This window comes from Brachybacterium alimentarium (assembly GCF_002332425.1).
GTDB classification, from domain to species: Bacteria; Actinomycetota; Actinomycetes; order Actinomycetales; family Dermabacteraceae; genus Brachybacterium; species Brachybacterium alimentarium.
The window spans coordinates 17,588-38,419 of sequence record NZ_NRGS01000026.1; the positions used below are offsets into that span (position 1 = coordinate 17,588).

Sequence of the window (20,832 nt, forward strand, 5' to 3'; positions counted from 1 at the left end):
AGTGCTCCTCACCCACGGCCCGGCGGCGACAGGTCGCCCCGAAGACGACAGACCCCGCGGGGCCGCAGCAGCGAGTGCGGTGGACAGGCGCGGTGACCGGAGGCGGAAACAGGCGCGGTCAACGGATGCGGTGAACGAGCGTGGTGAGCAGGTGCAGTGGCCGCCGTGGTGACACCGCGCACCGCCGCGCCGTGAACCCTCGCCGATCCCCCGGGCCGTCCTTAGGATGGGGCCGTCAGATCGGCCCGGCTCCACGGGCCCCCGCAGTGCATCTACCTCGGGTCCCTCGTCGGACCGTCCAAGGCGGCACCTCACCGTCCGGAGCAGCGATGTCCACGCCTCACCTCCCCGCCACCGATGCGCAGCAGGCACCCGCCACCCTGCGCGGGGTCGCCGGCGCCGCCTATTTCCCGATCGCGTTCATCGCTCGCTTCCCCTTCGCGATGATGGTCGTCGGCACGCTCACCCTCGTCGTCTCCGCTCGTGAGTCGATCGCGCTGGGCGGAGTGAACTCGGCGGTCGTCGGCCTCGGCTCGGCGCTGATCGGCCCGTTGCTCGGCGCCGCGGCCGACAGGATCGGCCAGCGCCGCGTCATCCTCGCCGCGGGGATCGTGAACTCCCTGGCGCTGCTCGCGATGGCCGCGGTGGCGTTCAGCCCGCTGCCGGATGCTGCGGTGCTCGCCGTCGGCTTCGTCATCGGCGCGACCTCACCGCAGATCGGACCGTTCTCGCGCAGTCGGCTGGTGCAGCTGATCCTCACCCGTCTGCCCTCGGCGCGCCGTGCGAAGAGCCTGAACGGCACGATGGGCTACGAGTCCGCGGCCGACGAGACCGCCTTCGTGTTCGGCCCCGTCGTGGTCGGGCTGCTCGCGACCACGCTCAGCCCGGCCGCGCCGATGATCGGCGCCGCCGTGCTCACGCTGGTGTTCGTCACGGCCTTCGCCCTGCATCCGACGGCGAAGGTGGCCGCTCCCACCACCGAGGAGCCGGTGACCCAGGCGCCCGCGCGTGAGCTGCGTGCCCTCGGTGTGCTCGTCGTGGTCGCCGGCGCGCTGGGCGTCGGGCTCTTCTTCGGCACCGTCCTCACCTCGCTCACGGCCTTCCTGGCCGAGACGGGTCATGGCGACTCCGCCGGCCTCGTCTACGGCGTGATGGGCATCGGCTCCACGATCCTCGCCCTGAGCATCACCCTGTTCCCCGAGCGGTTCCGGTTGCGCGCCCGCTGGCTCGTGTTCTCCTCGCTGATGCTCGCCGCGATGATCGCCTTCGGGCTCTCCGGTGGGCTGGCCGGGATCATCGGGGCGATGGCGGTCGCCGGCATCGGCATCGGGCCGACGGTCGTGACGCTGTTCAGCCTGGCCGCCGCGCGCAGCCCTCAGGGACGCTCCGCGACCGTGATGACGATGGTGGGATCGGCGACGATCGTCGGCCAGTCCGGCGCCTCGGCCCTGACCGGCGCGGTCGCCGAGAGCGCGGGCGTCCAGGCGTCGATGTGGCTGCCCATGGGCGCCGCCGGCCTCGTGGTCATCGCGGCCCTGCTCAACGCCCTGGCCTGCCAGGAGCCTGTCCAGGACTTCACGGAGGACGGCGCGACCCTGGCGAGCTCCACCACGGGAAGCGGCCCGTCCGAGGACACCCCGTCCGAGAGCACTGCGTCGCAGGGCAGCGAGCTCTCCGTGGCCGACGAGGAGCTCCTCGAGGAGGCCCGGCTGCTCGCCGAGCGCCCCTCCGAGCACCTCTGAGCGGCCCGCTCCCCTCCGAGCCTCTCTGAGCGGACCGCGCCCTTTGAGCGCTTCTGAGCGGACCGCGCCCGTAAGCGGCCTGCACCCCGTTGAACACCGCTGCGCTGCCCGCGCCCACCCGGCGGCATGCCAGCAGGGTGGAGCACGGCAGCCGGCTCAGCTCGCCGGCGCGACCTCGATCGGGGTCTCCTGCCCGTCGACGACGACCACCGCGCTGCCCACGGCCCCCGGCGTCGCCGCCTCCACGGACCAGTCCGTGACCGCGCCGTCCTGCCAGCTCACGCTCACCTCGAGCCCGCCGCGGGCGCGCAGCCCGCTCACCGAGCCGGCAGGCGCCCAGGCGCTGGGCAGCGCCGGCAGCAGGCGCACCAGCACCTGCCCGTCGGCCGTGCGCTCATGGCTGTGCACGAGCATCTCGCCGATCGCTGCGGTGATCCCGAAGTTCCCGTCCATCTGGAACGGCGGATGGGTGGCCCACAGGTTCGGCAGCGTCGAGTAGCGCAGCAGGCCGCGCACCATCGCATGAGCGGCATCGCCGTCCCCGAGGCGTGCGAACAGCGCCGCCCTCCAGGGCCAGGTCCACGACCGTCGCGAGTCGCCGCTGACGTGCGACTCGAAGTCCTCGGGGACCGGGGAATCGGCCGGCTGGTCCGTGCCGTCGTCGGTGGGAGGCAACCCGCAGCGGGCGAGCAGCGAGACCTTCGCGGCGCGCTGCAGCTCGGGGGTGGCGGGGGTGATGTGGCTGCCGGGGAACAGGGAGAACAGGTGCGAGGTGTGGCGATGGAGGTCCGCTGGATCATCGCGGTCCTCCTGCCATTCCTGCAGCTGACCCCAGGATCCGATCTTCTCCCCGGCGATGTTCTCGGCGACCGCTCGGAGCTCGTCGCGGCGGATCTCGTCGGCCCCGACCGCCTCGGCCAGGGTGGCGGCGCCCTCGAACAGCTCGCGCACGATCTGCTGGTCGTGCATGACACCGTCCTCGCGGGGGCCGTGCTCGGGTGACCAGCCATCGGGCGCGAGGAGCGTCCCCTCCTCCCCCTCGATCAGGCGGTCCTCCCAGAACTGGCACACCTCGTCCACGAAGGGCCAGGCGATCTCGCGGGCGAAGTCCTCATCGCGTCCGTGATCCCAGTGCTCGATCACATGCGTGGCATACCAGGCGCTGGCCACGGTGTTCCACTCCCAGGCGTTGCCGCCCCAGGGCGACTGGGAGGTGCGGGCTGTCCAGCCGCGCACCGGGCCGAAGGCGTTCCGGGTCGCCCGACGAAGCGACTCCCTGCTGGCGATCAACCATCCGATCAGCGCCTCATGGGTCTCGGGGATCGCACTGATCTCGGCAGGCCAGTACGCCATCTGGAGGTTGATGTTCGAGTGGTAGTCCGAGGACCATGCCGGAGAGTTGGAGTCGTTCCACAGCCCCTGCAGGTTCGCGGGCAGCCCTCCCTCCCGCGAGGAGGACAGCAGCAGGTAGCGCCCGTAGGAGAACAGCAGCCTCTCCAGCGAGGGGTCCTCCTCCCCCTCCGCAACGCGCTCGAGCCGCTGATCCAGGGGCAGCGCCAGCACCTCGGCCGACGAGTCGATCCCCTGCAGGTCCACCCGCGACGTGCGTTCGGTGAGATGGGTGAGGTGCTGGCTGCGCAGGTCGGCGTGCCCGGTGCGGGCGGCGCCGGCGAGGTGGCGACGGGCGGTGTGCGCGGGGTCGGCGCCGCGCCAGCCCTTCTGCGGGTCACGCACGTAGTCCGTGGCCTGGTCCACCAGCAGCACGAGCCGGGTCACCTCGTGGATCTGCGCGGACACTCCGTCTGCAGCGAACTCCACCGTCCCATCGCTCTCCAGGATCCGCACGGCCGTCGCATGCTGCAGAGCGTTGCCGAGCGTGCCGGTCGCCCAGAGCGTCCGCTCGTCCACATCGGCCGACAGCTCCGTGCCCTCCTGGTCGCTCTCCAGCGCCAGCTCCACACGGAGCGGCTGCTCGGCGTCCAGAGCGAGCACGAGAAGATCCGCCGGGGTGGAGGCGAAGGCCTCCTGGCGCACGACGACTCCTCCGGGAGCCTGGGAGGTCATGGTGTGCAGCCCGGTGGCGACGTCGAGCTCGCGGCGCAGCTCCGCACCCTCGACGGGTTCGTCGGAGCCGTCGGCCCCGAGCACATCGATCAGCAGACGGCCGCCGGAGAGGTAGGTGCCGAAGCCGGTCATGGACGTGTCCATGTCACCGTCGTCGTCGCCGTTCAGCGCGTTGTCGTAGTCGATCGCACCGGCCCAGAGGCTGATCTCGTTGAGCTGGACCACGCCGCGCACGGGATCGCCGAAGAAGGTCGCGCCCACGCGGCCGTTGCCGATCGGCAGCGTGCCGTCGACCCACTCGGTCGCCGGGGCGTCGAGGAACAGCACCGAGGCGGGGTCCGGGGCATCGGCCCAGCCGTTCCCCTCGCCGGAGCCGTCGCCGGCAGTCGCGGTGACGGTCCCCGCTTTCGTCGCGCCGGGACCGACAGGATCAGGAGCGGGAGGATCGGCAGCCGCCGGAACGGTGGCGCTCGCGGCACCGAGCGCTGCGGCGACGCCGAGCATGCGCCGGCGCGTCGGAGCGGGATCGTGTGAGGGATGCATCTGGTCAATCCTTCCTCGGACCTCCCAGGGCGCCAGGCCACCGGTGATGGTCGGTTCTCGACGATCACCCGCAGACATCGGGTCACTGAGGACGCTCCGCAGGCACCATCGCGTCGGACTCTCCGCGAGGAACACTATCCGAAACCCCATTCGCGGGCACGGAAAATGCAGCATTCGCGAATCCTGTCCGGCGTCGGCCGTGGCGAGGTCGTAGCGAGGTCGTGGCGCGGACTCACCCAGACCTCCGACCCCTCGGCTCGAGCGAGACGGGTCTCGTCGGGCCTCAGCGCCGCAGCACGTGCCGCAGCGCGTCCTCGAGCGTGGCGTGGGCCGGAACGAATCCGCTGGCCTCGAGACGGGCCGAGGAGACGTTCTGGTCGACGCTGATCAGCTCGTCGGCGGCAGCGCTGCCGAGCACGAGCCGCGGGCCGGCCGGCGGTACCGGCACCACCGCGGGACGACGGAGCACCTTCCCCAGGGTACGGGCGAACTCTCGCGCGGTGACGGGCTGCGGGCCGACGCCGTTCAGCGGGCCCTCGACGTCGGCCGAGAGCGCCGCATGGCCGAACGCGCGCACGATGTCGTCGAGCGAGATCCACGAGGTCATGGCCTCACCATCGGTGAGCCGGCCGCCCACGCCGGCAAGGAACAACGGCAGCTGCGGCAGCAAGGAGCCGCCGGCGTCGCTGAGGGCCATCCCGGTGCGCACGTGCGCGACCCGCACACCCGCCTCGGCGGCGGCATGGCTGGAGCCCTCCCAGTCGCGGACCAGGTCAGCGAGGAACCCCTCGCCTCCGGGGTCGGCCTCGGTGAGCAGCTCCCCGGGTCGCCGAGGCCCGTACAGGCCGATCGCGGAGGCCTGCACCAGCGCCGCGGGGCCCTCCCGCATCCCGGCCACTGTGCGGGAGATCAGCATGGTGCCGTTGATCCGGGAGTCGCGGATCTCGCGCCGGGACGCAGCGGACCACCGGGTCGCGATCGAGCGGCCGGCGAGGTTCACGACTACGTCGACACCCTCCAGGTCCGACGGGTCCAGTTCTCCGGCCCGCGGATCCCAGGAGATCTCCCCCGGTGCGACGTCGTGCTCGCGGACCATCCGATGCACGGTGTGCCCTCCGGTCTCGAGCAGGGCCGCGAGCTGGGTGCCGATCAGGCCCGAGGAGCCCGTGATCGCGATGGTGCGGCGAGGCACGTGGGCGTAGCGGGCATGGAAGGCGAGATCGTCGTGCAGCTGGCGGGCGCGGAACGCGAACAGGCGTCGCAGCTGGGACTCGACCACCGGGGCCAGCCGCTCCAGCCGGCGCGGCAGCTCGACCTCGACGCTGTCGCGGATCGCGGTGCCGCTCCCCTCCGCCTCGAGACGGTGCTCGTGTCGCCAGGTGCGCCAGGGGCCGTGGACCTGCTGGTCCACGAACCGTCCCTCCGGCTCGTGCTCGACCTGGCGCAGGATCCAGTGGGGTCGCAGCAGGTCAGGGAGGATCGGCGGGCCCAAGCGGGTCCCGACCAGTCGACCGCCGCGCATGCCGCCGACGGTGGGATCATCCGCCGACGCGAGCCCGGGCGGGGTCAGCCTCACGAGCGCTCCAGGATTGTCGTACCAGGCCAGGACGTCGGGCTGCGGACGTGCGACCCGATGGACGGTCTCGATCCTCACGGCGGCTCCCTGCCTCGCAGAAGTGGTCCCGTCACGCTACGGCTCGTGCGGCCGCGGGGGAAGGGCGTGAGGCACGGGGCGCGGGAGGCGCGGGGCGCGGGATGCCGGCGGCATGGGAGGCGCGGCGCCCCGCCCCGGCTCAGGCACCGGGGACGGTACCCGCAGGACCGTGCTCGGTCACGCTCTGCGGCGGGAGGTTCTCGATCCGCCCTGCGCGCCCGGCCGACGTGAGCGCTCCGCCGACGCGCAGCACCATCCAGGCCGCCACGATCCACAGCAACCAGGAGCAGAGATCCAGCAGCCAGGCGGTGCTCGGGCCGACGGGCCCCAGCACATTCTGCTCGAGGGCGACGCGGACGCTGGTGAACAGGGCGTGCCCGAGCACGGCCGCCCAGGCGGTGCCCGAGATATCGCGCAGCGCGGACAGCAGCGGCGCGACGGCGACGATGGTGCCGAGATAGGTCACGGCCTCGCGCGGGCCGAGGCCGAGGGCGAGCACGATCGGGGCGTGCCAGAGCGCCCAGGCCACCCCGATGAGCAGCGACATCGGCCAGAACCCGAGCGGTGCGAGCTCGCGGTGCAGCCAGCCGCGCCAGCCCGCTTCCTCACCGATCGCGAACAGAGCCTGCATGATCAGCACCGGCGGCACGGCGAGCAGCAGTGCCTGTACAGAGACCGTGTCGGCAAGCAGTGGGGCACCGGCACCGATGCCCACCAGCGCCCGCGCCAGCGGCACCATCACGAAGGCGACGATCGCGGCGAGGGACGCGATGGCCAGGGCCGACCACGAGGGGACGGTCAGACCCAGGGAGCGGCCGACGGTCTCGTCGCGCCGTCGCACGATCAATCCCGCCAGCAACGGGGACAGCTGGGCGAGTGGCACCACGAGGCCGACGGCGGACCCCGGCAGCAGGCCGGTCGCGAAGGGGACGGATGCGGCGGTGCTGACGACGAGCGCGATGCCGAGGAAGGTGAGCACGCGGCGCAGGTCGGGGGCGGAGATAGTGGTGGCGGAGGAGGGCGCCGGGGAGTCGGCGGCAGTCGGCGAGGCGGCGATCGGGGACATCGTGCGCTCCTGGTGAGGATCCGCGGGCACCAGGGCGGGCTCCGCGTGGTCTCCCACGCTAGGAAGCGGGCACGCGTGCCCGGAACCAGGAGATCCACCCGGCTCGGGTGGGGGCAACCCCCGGTCGGCGCAGGCGGGGCACGAGGTGCATCCGGGCATGAGGCGACCCCTCGTGCACCTGCCAGAGCTCACCTGCCCTTGCTGCCGTCAGGCCCTGGGGGAGTTCAGCAAGATGACACCGCACGAGGGGTCGTGACCAGTGTAGGGGGCGCTCACGCTGGTTCCAAACGGGAGGGCGCACATCACGTCGGCCCCTCCGCGAGCCCCGTTCCGCGCCCCGCCGCCCCGTGTCCGCACCCATGCCCGCACCCATGCCCGCACCGACCGCGCCCGCTTCATCCGTCGCCCCGCACCCGGCACGAACGTGGTCACGAGAACGTCACGAGACCCCCGGTTCGCCCCCGGATCGCGCGATCCGGCGCCCCGAGCGGTTAGTGTGCCTTCAGCGCCGATCCGTGACCGCCTTCACATCCCAGCTCGCCGAAGACGTCAGCTGGCCGGTCCGCGGTCCGGTTCTTCCGGTCCCCACCCCCTGCGCACATCCTTATCCTCTACCCAGGAGCAGCTCATGAGCATCGACTTCCTGATCGAAGGTGCGAACAACCTGATCTGGTCGGTCCCCCTGATCGGCCTGTGCCTGATCGTCGGGCTCTTCTTCACGATCCGCACCGGACTTCTCCAGATCCGCAATCTCCCTGACATGCTGAACCAGCTCAAGAAGGGCAACGTCTCCCCGGACGGCACCTCCTCCTTCCAGTCGCTGATGATGTCCCTGGCTGGCCGCGTCGGCATGGGCAACATCGGCGGCGTCGCCACCGCGATCGCCTTCGGCGGACCCGGTGCCGTGTTCTGGATGTGGGCCTCCGCCTTCCTCGGCGCCTCCACCTCGTTCATCGAGTGCACCCTCGGGCAGATCTACAAGGAGAAGGACCGCGACACGGGCGAGTACCGCGGCGGCCCGGCGTACTACTTCGAGAAGGCCTACAAGCACAAGGCTCCCGGCCTGTCGCTGTTCTACGGGATCCTGTTCGCGATCGTCACGATCATCGCGATGAGCTTCTTCCTGCCGGGCGTGCAGGCCAACGGCATGGCCTCCGCGATCGACAACGCCTGGGGCATTCCGACCTGGGTCACCGCCATCGGCCTCGTGATCCTGCTCGGCTTCATCGTGATCGGCGGCGTCAAGCGCATCGCGCACTTCGCCGTGGTCGTGGTGCCCGTGATGGCGATCTTCTACATCATCGTCGCGGTCGTCGTGTTCCTCATGAACTTCGAGGACATCCCGCGGGTGTTCGGCCTGATCTTCGGCAGCGCCTTCGGCGTCCAGCCGATCTTCGGCGCGATCGTCGGCCTCGCGATCAAGTGGGGCGTGCAGCGCGGCATCTACTCCAACGAGGCCGGGCAGGGCACCGGCCCGCACGCCGCAGCCGCCGCCGAGGTCTCGCACCCGGCCAAGCAGGGCTTCGCCCAGTCGTTCTCGGTGTACATCGACACCCTGTTCGTCTGCTCCGCGACCGCCTTCATCATCATCTCCACAGGCATGTTCAACACCTTCCAGAACGAGGATTGGGCCGACGGGGAGTCCCCGGTGATCGGCTCCGGCGTCGGCGACCTGTCGACCGATGTCGAACCCGGCCCGGGCTACGTGCAGCAGGGCCTGGACTCGGTGTTCCCGGGCTTCGGGCCGACGTTCATCGCGATCGCCCTCGGGTTCTTCGTGTTCACCACGATCGTGGCCTACTACTACATGGCCGAGGTGAACCTGAACTACCTCACCCGCAAGCTCAAGAACCGCACGCTCGCCCGGGCGCTGCTGCGCATCCTGCAGGCCCTCGTGCTGATCTCCGTCGCCTACGGCGCGGTGAACACAGCCGGTGCTGCGTGGGGCCTCGGCGACATCGGCGTGGGGTCGATGGCCTGGCTCAACATCGTCGGCATCCTGTTCTTGCAGGTCCCGGCCCTCAAGGCGCTCAAGGACTATCGCGCACAGAAGAAGCAGGGCCTGGATCCGCAGTTCGATCCGCGCAAGCTCGGCATCGAGGGTGCGACGTTCTGGGAGCTGCGGGCCGACGGCCTCGAGCTCCAGGGCAAGACCGGCGACGACCTTCCGCCCGAGAAGCTCGGGATCCATTCCGGAAAGGACTGACCCCGGAGCACGCCGCAGGACACCACGAGGGGCCGATCCGTCATCGCGACGGGTCGGCCCCTCGACCTGTCCCGGCCGGGTTGGGCTGGGCTGGGCCGGGCTATCTTGTCGAGCCCTGTCCTGCGCGGGCCGCTGGTGAGGTGCACTGGCAATATCGCCAGATGACCGCACCTACGGCCCGTCCGCGACAGCGAGCCAGCTCCTGCAGCTGGTGCGGGCCGAAACGGGGCGGCCCCATTCGCGCAGGGCGGGCACGCAAGCTGCAACGACAGCGCACCCAGCCGGCCGGCCCCGGCCCGGCCCGGCCCGACCCCCGGCCCGGCCCGGCCCGACCCGACCCTGCCCTGCTCAGGCCAGGCGCTGCGCCGGGGAGACGGTCTTGGCGGCGTCGGTCTCGGGGATGTCGCCGAGGACCTCGTCGATGCGGGCCTTCACGTCGGCATCGAGCGTGATGCCCGCTGCCTTGACGTTCTCGGTGACCTGCTCGGGGCGGGAGGCGCCGATGATCGCTCCGGCCACGTTGTCGTTGCTGAGCACCCAGGCCACGGCGAGCTGCGCCATGGAGAGTCCGAGGTCCTCGGCGATCGGCTCGAGGCCCTGGACCGCTTCGAGCACCGGGTCGTCCAGGAAGCGCTTGATCATGTCGGCGCCACCCTTCTCGTCGCGGGCGCGCGATCCCTCGGGCGCCTCGGCGCCGGGCTTGTACTTGCCGGTGAGGATGCCCTGAGCGATCGGCGACCACACGATCTGGGAAATCCCCAGCTCACGGGAGGTGGGCACCACGCGCTCCTCGATGACGCGCCACAGCATCGAGTACTGCGGCTGGTTCGAGATCAGCTGGATGCCGAGCTCGCGGGCCAGCTGGTGGCCGGCGCGGAGCTGGTCGGCGTTCCACTCGGAGACCCCGATGTAGAGGGCCTTGCCGGAGTGGACGACGTCGGCGAAGGCCTGCATCGTCTCCTCGAGCGGGGTCGCGTAGTCGTACCGGTGCGCCTGGTAGAGGTCGACGTAGTCGGTCTGCAGGCGCTGCAGCGAGGCGTCGATCGACTCGCGGATGTGCTTGCGGGACAGCCCGGTGTCGTTGTGGCCCTTGGGCCCGGTCGGGAAGTAGACCTTGGTGAAGATCTCGAGCGATTCGCGCCGCTCGCCCTTCAGCGCCTCGCCGAGCACGACCTCCGCGGCGGTGTTGGCGTAGGTGTCCGCGGTGTCGAAGGTGCTGATGCCCGAGTCGAGCGCGGCGCGCACGCAGGCGCGGGCGCGTTCGTCCTCGACCTGGGAGGCGTGGGTGAGCCAGTTTCCGTAGATGATCTCGCTGATCTTGAGGCCGCTGCGGCCGAGGTGACGATGTTCCATGCGCCCACACTACGGCCGCTCGACAGGGCTTATCCTGGTGACCCACGCCACAATGCGTCCGTCGGCCGCAGAACCAGAATCCGAGCCCGAACCGGAGCCCGAATCGGAATCCGAACCGGAATCCGAACCGGATCCCGAACTGGAGTCCGAGGCCGAGGGCCGCATTCCCGACTCGACGACGAGAACCGAGGAGAGCACATGACTGCCTACACACACCCAGGGTCCGAGGGCGCGAAGGTCACCTTCAAGCCGCGCTACGAGAACTACATCGGGGGCCAGTGGGTCCCACCCGTGAAGGGCGAGTACTTCGAGAACCCCACGCCGGTGACGGGCGAGGTGTTCACCGAGGTGGCTCGCTCCACTGCAGAGGACATCGAGGTCGCGCTCGACGCCGCGCACGCCGCGGCACCGGCCTGGGGGAAGACGTCGGTCGCCGAGCGCGCGATCATCCTCAACAAGATCGCTGACCGCATCGAGGAGAACCTCGAGCTGCTCGCCGTCGCCGAGACCTGGGACAACGGCAAGCCGATCCGTGAGTGCCTGAACGCGGACCTCCCCCTCGCCGCGGATCACTTCCGCTACTTCGCCGGTGCGATCCGCGCGCAGGAGGGCTCCCTCTCCCAGATCGACGACGACACCGTCGCGTACCACTTCCATGAGCCGCTCGGCGTGGTCGGCCAGATCATCCCGTGGAACTTCCCGATCCTCATGGCCGTCTGGAAGCTCGCTCCCGCGCTCGCAGCCGGCAACGCCATCGTGCTCAAGCCCGCCGAGCAGACCCCGGCCTCGATCCTGGTGCTCGCCGAGCTGATCGATGACCTGCTGCCCGACGGGGTGCTGAACATCGTCAACGGCTTCGGTGCCGAGGCCGGCAAGCCGCTGGCGTCGAACAAGCGCATCGCGAAGATCGCCTTCACCGGCGAGACCACCACCGGGCGTCTGATCATGCAGTACGCCTCGCAGAACCTGATCCCGGTGACCCTCGAACTGGGAGGGAAGAGCCCTAACCTGTTCTTCGAGGACGTCGCCTGGGCGAAGGACGACTACTACGACAAGGCGCTCGAGGGCTTCGCGATGTTCGCCCTGAACCAGGGCGAGGTGTGCACGTGCCCCTCGCGCGCCCTGGTGCAGGAGTCGATCTACGACAGCTTCGTGGCCGACGGTCTGCAGCGCGTCGAGGCCACCACGCAGGGCGACCCGCTGGACACCGACACCATGATCGGCGCCCAGGCCAGCAACGACCAGCTCGAGAAGATCCTCTCCTACCTCGACATCGGCAAGCAGGAGGGCGCCAAGCTGCTCACCGGCGGCGAGCGCGCGGATCTCGGCGGGAACCTCTCCGGCGGCTACTACGTGACGCCGACGGTCTTCGAGGGGAACAACTCGATGCGGATCTTCCAGGAGGAGATCTTCGGCCCGGTGCTCGCGCTGACCCGCTTCAGCGACTACGACGACGCCATCTCCATCGCCAACGACACCCTGTACGGGCTCGGCTCCGGCGTGTGGAGCAGGCAGCAGAACACCATCTACCGGGCGGGTCGCGCCATCCAGGCCGGCCGGGTGTGGGTGAACAACTACCACTCCTACCCCGCGCACGCCGCGTTCGGCGGCTACAAGTCCTCGGGCATCGGCCGGGAGAACCACCTGATGATGCTCGACCATTACCAGCAGACCAAGAACCTGCTGGTCAGCTACTCCGAGCAGAAGCTCGGATTCTTCTGATCGATGCGGCCGACGGTGCGGTGCGGGCACTCCGCGACCGCACCGCCGGCCCTTCTCCTGGAGGAGAGATCATGAATGAGCCCGCAGTCCCCCAGAGCAGCAGCATCCCGCCTCCGAGCGAACCGCCGATGACGCCGCCCGGTCAGCCGCCGGGGCCGCCGCCCACCGAGCCTCCACCCGACCCGACCGCGCCGCCGCCGGGCCCTTCGCCCATGCCGCTGCCGGGCAGGCCGCCGGAGCGCCCGCCCGAGCCGTCCCCGACGGAGCCGCCCGAGCCCGACCAGCCGCCTCCGGCCGCTCCTCCGCCGGGTGCTCCTCCCACGACCCCGCTCGGCGGGCCGCGGCAGCCGACGCCTGCTCCGGCACCAGTCCCAGCACGGGCACCGGCACCGGCACCGGCACCAGCACCAGCACCAGCACCAGCACCAGCACCAGCACCAGCACCAGCACCAGCACCAGCACCGTACGAGGCGCGGGTCTCCAGCCAGGCCCCTGCCCCGCAGCCGGGACAGCCACCGGCGCCGCCGCTGCCTGAGCCGACCAGCACCGATGACGTGCTCGAGGCCGAGCCCACCATCGAGGGCGAGGACTTCTCACGGGTCGCGTTCACCCAGGCCGCCGTCGGACAGCTGCAGCGGTTGATCGACCGCAACGGTCCGCTGATGTTCCATCAGTCCGGCGGGTGCTGCGACGGCTCCTCCCCCATGTGCTACCCGGAGGGCGACTTCATCACGGGTGACGCCGACGTGCGGATGGGTCACGTCGAGGTCCCGCTGCCCGACGGCACCACCTCGCCGCTCGACTTCTGGATGAGCCGTGAGCAGTTCGCATACTGGCGCCACACGCACCTCACGATCGACCTGGTCGACGGGCGCGGCGGCGGCTTCAGCCTCGAGTCCCCCGACGGGAAGAGGTTCTTGACCCGGTCGCGAATGCTCGAGGGCTGACGCCTCCCTCCCCGCCTCGATGGCCGTCACGGCAGGCGGAGCCATCGAGGCAGGCGGAGCCATCGAGGCGGGCGGAGCCATCGAGGTGGGCGGAGCCGTCGGAGAACGGCTGAGCGTTTGGCGGCCGTCCGGGCCGTCGCACTCGTCGAGGCGGGCGGAGCCGTCGAGGGTGGGCGTGCCGGGCGTGGCCGTTCTGCGAACATCCGCGTCCGCCGTCGGCCTGGTGGGTCCTGGTCACAGTTCCTAGGCTCGATGTGCACGCACAGTTGACCGACCCACTCCCGCACGAAAGGTCGATGATGACCACCCTCTCCACAGCTCCCTCCACAGCTCCCGAACACCTCGACACTCTGGCCGACACCTACGACGAGCAGGGATACGTCCTGGTCAAGGGACTCCTCAGCAAGGAGGAGGCAACCGAGTACCGTGCTCGCAGCCATGAGCTGATCGCACGCCTCGACCGCGGTGACGACCCCACCTGGGACGCCGCCTCCGATGTCGCCATGGGACGGCAGACCAGCCTGCAGCACCTGCATGACGCCCAGTTCTACGATGCCGCCTACACCAGGCTGCTCACCGATCCCCGCTTCACCGACGTGGCCGCGGCCGTGCTGCGCACCCCGAACGTGCAGTTGCACCACACCAAGATGTTCATCAAGCCGCCGGAGAACGGCTCGCCGTTCCCGCCGCATCAGGACTACCCGTTCTTCCCGCACAAGAACCACAAGGTCGCCGCTGCGATCTTCCACTTCGACGACGCACCGGACGCGAAGGGCTGCGTGCGCATCGCCCCCGGCAGCCACAAGGAGGGCCCCCGCGAGCACGATCCGCAGGGCAGCTTCCATCTCCCCGACTTCCCCACCGATCAGCTCGTCCCGATGGAGGCCGAGGCCGGGGACGTCCTGTTCTTCACCTACTTCACGGTGCACAGCTCGGGGATCAACGTCAGCGACGAGGCCCGCACCACCTGGCTGGTCCAGTTCCGCGACCCGGCCGACCCGCCGATGACCGACCAGCACAAGGAGTCCCTCGGTCAGGGCCTGATCCTCGCCGGCAGCGACCCCACCGGGCGGGTCGGGCAGGCATGATGCTCGGGTGAGCCTGGATCAGGTCGCCGGTGCGACCACCTTCGTCGACCTCGCCGGTCTGCTCGTCTCCGGCGAGGTCGACGGGTTCGCCGTCGACTACCTCAGCTGGGGCTTCTACGAGCCGTCCGTCTGGCGCAACTACGCCCACACGCACTCCTTCTACGAGGTGTGCCTGGCGTACTCGGGATCCGGGACGTTCACCGTCGACGGTGCCACCCACCGGATCGAGGCCGGGACGGTCTTCGTAGCGCGCCCCGGCGACGTGCACGAGATCATCTCCGACCCGGAGCACGGGCTCGGGATCGCATTCTGGGGCTTCACGCTGCAGCCGACGGGCACTGCGACCGCCTCCGCACCCGGCTGGTGGAGCGGACTGCTGCGCGCCGACCGCCCGTTGCTCTCCACGTCCCTGGGGTCGCTGCCAGTGCTGATCGCAGCGCTCGCGGCAGAGGTCGCCACCCCGCGCTCCGGGGTCAGTGAGCAGGTCAGGGCGCTCGGAGCCGCCCTCGTGATCCAGACCGCCCGCGCCTTCGCGGCCGACGAGGATCTCGCCGTCACCCTCGACCCCGCCGCCCGCACCACCTCCAGCGTCGCCGCGATGGAGCGGTACCTGGCCGACAACCTCGAGCGCACGATCCAGGTGCGCGACGTCGCTGCGGTCGCCCATCTGTCCTCCCGGCATGCGGCCCGGCTGTTCGCGCAGGAGACGGGCGAGCCGCTCATGGCCATGCTGCGCAGGCTGCGGCTGGAGCGCGGCGCCCACCTGCTGCTGGAGACCGACGATCCGATCGCCCAGGTGGCTCGCCAATGCGGCTATCCCGAGGCGCGCCCGTTCATCACCGCGTTCCGTCGCCGCTTCGGGCAGCCACCCGGCGCCTTCCGCAGCAACGGCGGCACGCTGCACCTGTGAGGACGGCACTGCATCGGTGAGGCCGGCGGATCACCTCCGAGGCTGGAGCTGCGTCCCTGAGGCGGACCTCGCGCCTCAGGCAGGTCAGCGCGCGCACGCGGAGCTGCGCCCGCAGCCCCGGCAGCGCGCTTCAGGCCGCGATGAACTGGCGACTGAGCAGGCGGCTCACGCCGGGAAGGCCGATCGCCCGACGTGCCACCTGCTGAAGGCGCAGCTGGAGGGTCGTGGCCGGGATGAAGGCCGACGCACTGAGGCGTCCTGAACGGCGCACCGCGTCCGCCGTCGGCCGCCACCGACGCTCGTACTCCGCCAGACCCGCCTCGACATGCGGACCTGTCGCCCGCAGGCTCCTGGCCAGCGCTTCCGCGCCGGCGATCGCGAGGGAGGCGCCCTGCCCGGCCAGCAGCGAGGGGGCGTGAGCGGCGTCCCCGGCGAGCACGATCCGACCTCGACTCCAGCGGGGCGCATAGCTCTGAGCGACCAGGTCGTCGTAGAAGGTATCCGGCGCGTGCTCGAGCGCCCGGTCGAGCTGCGGATGCAGGCCGGTGAACCGTCGGCGCAGGCGCTCCGGATCCGCGCTGGGTCGCTCGGTGTCATGGGGGTCGACGCGCTCGGTGAACATGACACCCACCTGCTCGGCGTCGGCCGCATACAGCCAGCCCACCCGCTGGATCGTGTCGGTCATGAGCATCCTCTGCCCCAGCTCGTGCGCCAGCTGCGCATCGTCGAAGAGATAGCTGGCGGCCCGGTATCCCATCGGCAGGATGCGGCCGTGGCCGGGAGCGACGTGCTCGCGGAGCGGGGAGCGCACGCCGTCGCACGCGACCACCAGGTCCGACTCCAGCACCTCTCCTTCTGCAGTGATGACTGCTGGTCGGCCGGGGGCGGCGTCGGGAGTCGCAGTGCCCTCCGTCCCGTCCTCACGCGTCCCGGCATCGCCCGTCCCGGGCTCGCACGTCCCGGTATCGTGCGCCTCGGCGTCGCGCGTTTCGTCCTCGCGAACCCCGACCACACGCACGCCGTAGCGGAGATCCACGCTCTCCGGGAGCTGGGCGAGCAGGCCGAGCTCGACCTCAGGGCGAAGGATCGAGAAGTAACGTCCACCAGCCGCCTTGACCAGCGGCGCGGCATCGATCGTCCCGCTGGTCGAGCCGTCGGGCAGACCATAGCGGACGCCGTCGAACACGTGCCCGCGCCGGCGCAGCTCCTCGATCACGCCCATCCGCTCCGCAGCGAGGAAGCCCGGGCCGAAGAAGTCGATCATGTACCCGCCGCCGCGCGGCCCAGGGGAGGATTCCAGCACGGTGACGCGGTGGTCGGGAGCGAGCTCATGAGCCAGCGCGAGGCCGCAGACCCCGCCGCCGACGATCGTGATGTCCATGCACCGACGCTACGCGGCGCCGTGCAGCGGCGCATCCGGTCCTGGCCACCCGCAGAGACCGGCGCGCCCGGTAATGTCCCCGCACGACNNGTCGTGCGGGGACATTACCGGTCCTCTGTGGGATCGGCGGACGTTGCGGAGGGGCCAGCGGAAGGCTCGGCGGGCGTGGCGGGCCCTGCATCGGCCGGCTCCGCCACCTCCCGCGCCACCGCAGCTATCTCCCCGGTCACCGCAGCCATCTCCCCGGTCACCGCGACGGAGCGCTCGAGCACTGCGTCGTCCTGGTCGGGATCGACGCCGCCGGCGAACTGCGACCAGTAGAGGCGGTGGTAGGCGCCCTCGGCCTCGAGCAGCGCGTCGTGATCGCCCTGTTCGACGATGTCGCCGTGCTCCATCACGAGGATGACGTCGGCGTCGCGGATGGTGGAGAGGCGATGCGCGATGACGAAGCTGGTGCGGTCGGTGCGCAGCGCGGCCATCGCCTCCTGGACGAGCACCTCGGTGCGGGTGTCCACCGAGGAGGTGGCCTCGTCGAGGATCAGCAGCGCGGGATCGGCGAGGAAGGCACGGGCGATCGTGATGAGCTGGCGCTCACCGGCGGAGATGTTCGCGCCCTCGTCCTCGATCATCGTGTCGTAGCCGTCGGGCAGGGTGTGCACGAAACGGTCCACGAAGGTGGCGGTCGCGGCGGAGATGACCTCGTCGTCGGACGCATCGAGGCGCCCGTAGCGGATGTTCTCGCGAATCGTGCCGCCGAACAGCACGGCGTCCTGCAGCACCATGCCGATCTGGCTGCGCACGGCGCCGCGGTCCAGGGCGCGGATGTCCACGCCGTCCAGGCGGATCTGCCCGCCGTCGATCTCGTAGAACCGCATGATCAGGTTGACCAGCGTGGTCTTGCCGGCGCCGGTGGGTCCCACGATGGCGATGGTCTGGCCTGGCTCGGCGACCAGGGTGAGGTCCGTGATGAGGGGCTTGTCCGCCGTGTAGGAGAAGGCGACATGGTCGAACTCGATGCGGCCGCGGGTGGGGCCGGTGAGCTCGGCGCGCTCGATGGGAACCGAGCTGGGCTCCCCGTCCGGCCCTGTCGTGGACGCGTGGATCTCCCCGTCGGCCTCCTGCTCCTCGGCGTCCAGCAGCTCGAAGATCCGCTCGGCCGACGCCACCCCGGAGATGAGCATGTTCGCCATACCGGCCACCTCGCCGAGCGGCGCGTTGAACTCGCGGGAGTACTGGATGAAGGCGACGACCTGGCCGAGGCTCAGCTGCCCGCTGGCGATCCGCAGGCCGCCCACCACGGCGATCCCGACATAGCCGAGGTAGGTCACCCACTGCATGATCGGCATGATCATGCCGGAGTAGAACTGGGCCTTGAAGGAGGCCTCGAAGAGCTCCTCGTTGCGCTCGTCGAACTGCTCGCGCATCGAGTCCTGACGGTCGAACACCGTGACCAGGTCATGCCCGGTGAAGGACTCCTCGACGTGGCCGTTCAGCCGCCCCGTGTTGCGCCACTGCGCGGTGAACAGCTTCTGCGACTTCGTGCCGATCAGGCCGATGGCCACCCCGGAGATCGGCAGGGCCACCAGGGCGATCAGCGCCAGCTGCCAGGACAGGTAGAACATCATCGCGGTGATGCCCACGATGGTCAGCACCGCGTAGACCAGGGAGGCGAACGCCTGCTGGAGAGCGGTCTGCACGTTGTCGACGTCGTTCGTGGTGCGCGAGAGCAGGTCGCCGCGCTGGTGGGTGTCGAAGTAGCTCAGCGGCAGGCGGTTGACCTTGGCCTCGATCCGTTCTCGCAGCCGGTACACGATGTCCATGACCACGTCGTTCAGGAGCCGGCCCTGCAGCCAGTCGAACAGGGCGGCCACGACGTACATGCCCAGCACGAACAGCAGCAGCCTGCCCAGCGCTGGGAAGTCGACGCCGTTCCCGGTGAGCACGCCGTCGAAGATGAGGTCCATCGCGTCGCCGAGGATCGAGGGGGCCCACACGGTGAGGGCCGTGGAGATGATGCCGAAGACCAGCACGACCCCGAGGCCGAGCTTGTGGTCGGCGAAGGTGCCGGCCAGGCGCATCGCAGAGGGCCAGAAGGCCTTCGCCTTGCGGGGTGCGGAGTCGCCCCACTCGCCGCTCATGGAGTCCTGCATCTCGAGGATCTCGGCCTCGGAGAGCTCTCCGGTGCCGGAGGCGGCGGCGTTCGAGGAGCGGGCGCCCGAGGCCTCAGCCCCCACAGCGGCGGTGCCGCGGTTCTTCCGGCCACCGTTTTTCGGAGCATCGTTCTGCCGGGCGCCGTGCTTCCGGCCACCGTTCTTCATCGCGCGGCTCATGCCAGCTCCTCCACGGTGGTCTGGGAATCGACGATCTCCCGGTAGGTCTGATTCGACGCGAGCAGCTCCTCATGGGTGCCGCGGCCCACGACCCGGCCCTCCTCGAGCACGATGATCTGGTCCGCGCCGGTGATGCTGGAGATGCGCTGGGCGACGATGATCATCGTGGCGCCCTGGGTGTGCGCGTCCAGGCCCGCGCGGACGGCGGCGTCGGTCGCGACGTCGAGCGCGGAGAACGAGTCGTCGAACACGAACACGCGAGGCCGGGCCACCAGGGTGCGGGCGATGCACAGGCGCTGGCGCTGGCCGCCGGAGACGTTCGTGCCGCCCTGGGAGACCGCGGATTCCAGTCCCGTCGCCGCCGCCTCGTCCTCGCCGGTGGTGCGGTCGACGACGAACTCGGTGGCCTGGGCGATGTCGAGCGCCTCCCACAGCTGGGCGTCGTCGGCCGACGGGTCCCCGAAGCGCAGGTTGTGCGCGATCGTTCCGGAGAACAGGTACGGCTTCTGCGGCACGAGGCCGACGACGTCCGAGATCGTGGCGCGGGCGAGGTCGGTGACCGGGACGCCGTCCAGCAGCACCTGGCCCCTGGTGGCGTCGTGCAGGCGCGGGATCAGGCTGATCAGCGAGGTCTTGCCCGAGCCGGTCGAGCCGATGATGGCCGTGGTGCGGCCGGCGTCGGCCGTGAAGGAGATGCCGTCCAGCACCGGGGCGTCCGCGCCGGGATAGGCGAAGGAGACGTCGCGGAACTCGACCGCGGCGCCGCCGCCGACCTGGTCGAGCGCGACCGGATCGGTGGCCTCGACGAGGGTGGGCGTGGTCTCGAGGACCTCTCCGATGCGGCGTGCGCTGATGATCGCGCGCGGGAACATCATGAACATGAAGGTGCCCATCATGACGGCCATGAGGATCTGCAGCAGGTACTGCATGAAAGCGGTCAGCGAGCCCACCTGCACGAGTCCTGCGTCCACCCGGTGGCCGCCGAACCAGAGCACGGCGGCGGTGGCCAGGTGCAGCACGACGGTGATCGCGGGCCCCATGATCACGAACAGCCGGCCGATCCGCACCGAGGTGTCGGTGAGGGTGGCGTTGGCGTCCTCGAAGCGGGCGGTCTCGTGCTTCTCGCGCACGAAGGCCCGCACCACGCGGATGCCCATGATCTGCTCGCGCATCACGCCGTTGATCGAGTCGATGTTGTCCTGCATGCGCTGAAACAGCGGCATGAGCTTCGTGACCAGCAGCCCCACGATGACCATGAGCACGGGGACGGAGACCCACACCAGCCAGGACAGCCCGGGATCCTCCTGGATCGCCATCACGATGCCGCCGATGGACATGATCGGCACCATGACCATGAAGTTCAACGTCATCAGCGCGAGCATCTGCACCTGCTGCACGTCGTTCGTGCCGCGGGTGATCAGGGTGGGGGCGCCGAAACGGCCCATCTCCTCGGTGGAGAAGCGATCCACCCGGGTGTAGAGGGAGCGGCGGATGTCCCGCCCCAGGCCCATCGCCACGCGGGCGCCGAACCAGACCGAGGTGACCGCCGTGATGACCTGCACCATCGCGACGATCAGCATGAGTCCGCCGACGCGCCAGATGTAGTCGGTGTCCCCCGTGGCCACGCCGTTGTCGATGATGTCGGCGTTGAGGCTGGGCAGGTACAGCGTGGCCAGCACGGTGGCCAGCTGCAGCACGATGACGGCGGCCACGTGCGGGAGGTAGGGACGGATGTGCCGTCGGATGACGGTCCAGAGCATGGAGGATCCTTGATGAGGGTCGGGCTGGTGCACGGCAGTGCTCCCGCCGCGGTCGGCGTCAGGAAC

General features: G+C 70.4%; 13 protein-coding genes and 1 other RNA gene. 6 read left to right on the forward strand and 8 right to left on the reverse strand.

Going from position 1 to position 20,832, the window contains the following annotated elements; translation table 11 throughout:
- Nucleotides 1–329: 329 nt before the first annotated feature.
- Complete coding sequence (locus CIK71_RS14720) at nt 330–1,742, forward strand: MFS transporter (RefSeq protein ID WP_096166439.1); 1,413 nt, start codon at nt 330–332, stop codon at nt 1,740–1,742.
- Nucleotides 1,743–1,898: 156 nt separating this feature from the next.
- Here the strand turns inward: CIK71_RS14720 and CIK71_RS14725 are convergent, their stop codons facing one another.
- From CIK71_RS14725 to ffs, 4 genes are all read right to left on the reverse strand, one after another.
- Nucleotides 1,899–4,349 carry a glycosyl hydrolase family 95 catalytic domain-containing protein gene (locus tag CIK71_RS14725; RefSeq protein ID WP_217990177.1) on the reverse strand — a complete coding sequence of 817 codons (2,451 nt, stop codon included), beginning with the start codon at nt 4,347–4,349 and terminating at the stop codon, nt 1,899–1,901.
- A gap of 283 nt (nt 4,350–4,632) precedes the next feature.
- Nucleotides 4,633–6,003 carry a TIGR01777 family oxidoreductase gene (locus CIK71_RS14730; protein WP_096166440.1) on the reverse strand — a complete coding sequence of 457 codons (1,371 nt, stop codon included), beginning with the start codon at nt 6,001–6,003 and terminating at the stop codon, nt 4,633–4,635.
- Between the two features lie 139 nt (nt 6,004–6,142).
- Complete coding sequence (locus tag CIK71_RS14735) at nt 6,143–7,069, reverse strand: CPBP family intramembrane glutamic endopeptidase (protein ID WP_096166441.1); 927 nt, start codon at nt 7,067–7,069, stop codon at nt 6,143–6,145.
- A 158-nt stretch (nt 7,070–7,227) separates the two neighbouring features.
- An RNA gene (gene ffs, locus CIK71_RS14740) (signal recognition particle sRNA small type) lies at nt 7,228–7,324 on the reverse strand.
- Nucleotides 7,325–7,697: 373 nt separating this feature from the next.
- On the opposite strand from ffs, the gene CIK71_RS14745 reads away from it, so the two are divergent.
- Nucleotides 7,698–9,275, forward strand: coding sequence for an alanine/glycine:cation symporter family protein (locus CIK71_RS14745; protein WP_096166442.1), 1,578 nt, complete (start codon nt 7,698–7,700; stop codon nt 9,273–9,275).
- Between the two features lie 348 nt (nt 9,276–9,623).
- Here the strand turns inward: CIK71_RS14745 and CIK71_RS14750 are convergent, their stop codons facing one another.
- Nucleotides 9,624–10,628: an aldo/keto reductase family protein gene (locus CIK71_RS14750; protein ID WP_096166443.1), complete on the reverse strand. Its 1,005-nt coding sequence runs from the start codon at nt 10,626–10,628 to the stop codon at nt 9,624–9,626.
- A 198-nt stretch (nt 10,629–10,826) separates the two neighbouring features.
- Here CIK71_RS14750 and adh point away from each other — a divergent pair, with 198 nt between their 5' ends.
- The 4 genes from adh to CIK71_RS14770 all read left to right on the forward strand — a co-directional run bounded on the left by adh (nt 10,827) and on the right by CIK71_RS14770 (nt 15,295).
- A complete protein-coding gene (gene adh / locus CIK71_RS14755; protein ID WP_096166444.1) occupies nt 10,827–12,350 on the forward strand; it encodes an aldehyde dehydrogenase in 1,524 nt (507 codons plus the stop codon).
- Nucleotides 12,351–12,904: 554 nt separating this feature from the next.
- Nucleotides 12,905–13,297: a DUF779 domain-containing protein gene (locus tag CIK71_RS14760; protein ID WP_338022888.1), complete on the forward strand. Its 393-nt coding sequence runs from the start codon at nt 12,905–12,907 to the stop codon at nt 13,295–13,297.
- A gap of 296 nt (nt 13,298–13,593) precedes the next feature.
- Nucleotides 13,594–14,385, forward strand: a complete 792-nt coding sequence (locus CIK71_RS14765; protein ID WP_245857627.1) for a phytanoyl-CoA dioxygenase family protein — start codon at nt 13,594–13,596, stop codon at nt 14,383–14,385.
- A gap of 7 nt (nt 14,386–14,392) precedes the next feature.
- The gene (locus CIK71_RS14770; protein ID WP_096166445.1) at nt 14,393–15,295 is read left to right on the forward strand and encodes an AraC family transcriptional regulator; all 903 of its coding nucleotides are present in this window, start codon (nt 14,393–14,395) and stop codon (nt 15,293–15,295) included.
- Nucleotides 15,296–15,425: 130 nt separating this feature from the next.
- Here CIK71_RS14770 and CIK71_RS14775 read toward each other — a convergent pair whose 3' ends face one another.
- The 3 genes from CIK71_RS14775 to CIK71_RS14785 all read right to left on the reverse strand — a co-directional run bounded on the left by CIK71_RS14775 (nt 15,426) and on the right by CIK71_RS14785 (nt 20,766).
- Nucleotides 15,426–16,676, reverse strand: coding sequence for an FAD-dependent monooxygenase (locus tag CIK71_RS14775; protein WP_096166446.1), 1,251 nt, complete (start codon nt 16,674–16,676; stop codon nt 15,426–15,428).
- Nucleotides 16,677–16,780: 104 nt separating this feature from the next.
- Nucleotides 16,781–19,006, reverse strand: coding sequence for an ABC transporter ATP-binding protein (locus tag CIK71_RS14780; protein WP_420807333.1), 2,226 nt, complete (start codon nt 19,004–19,006; stop codon nt 16,781–16,783).
- Entirely contained in the window at nt 19,003–20,766 is a 1,764-nt protein-coding gene (locus CIK71_RS14785; protein ID WP_096166447.1) for an ABC transporter ATP-binding protein, read from the reverse strand. Before CIK71_RS14785 ends, CIK71_RS14780 begins: the two co-directional genes overlap by 4 nt.
- Nucleotides 20,767–20,832 lie beyond the last annotated feature (66 nt).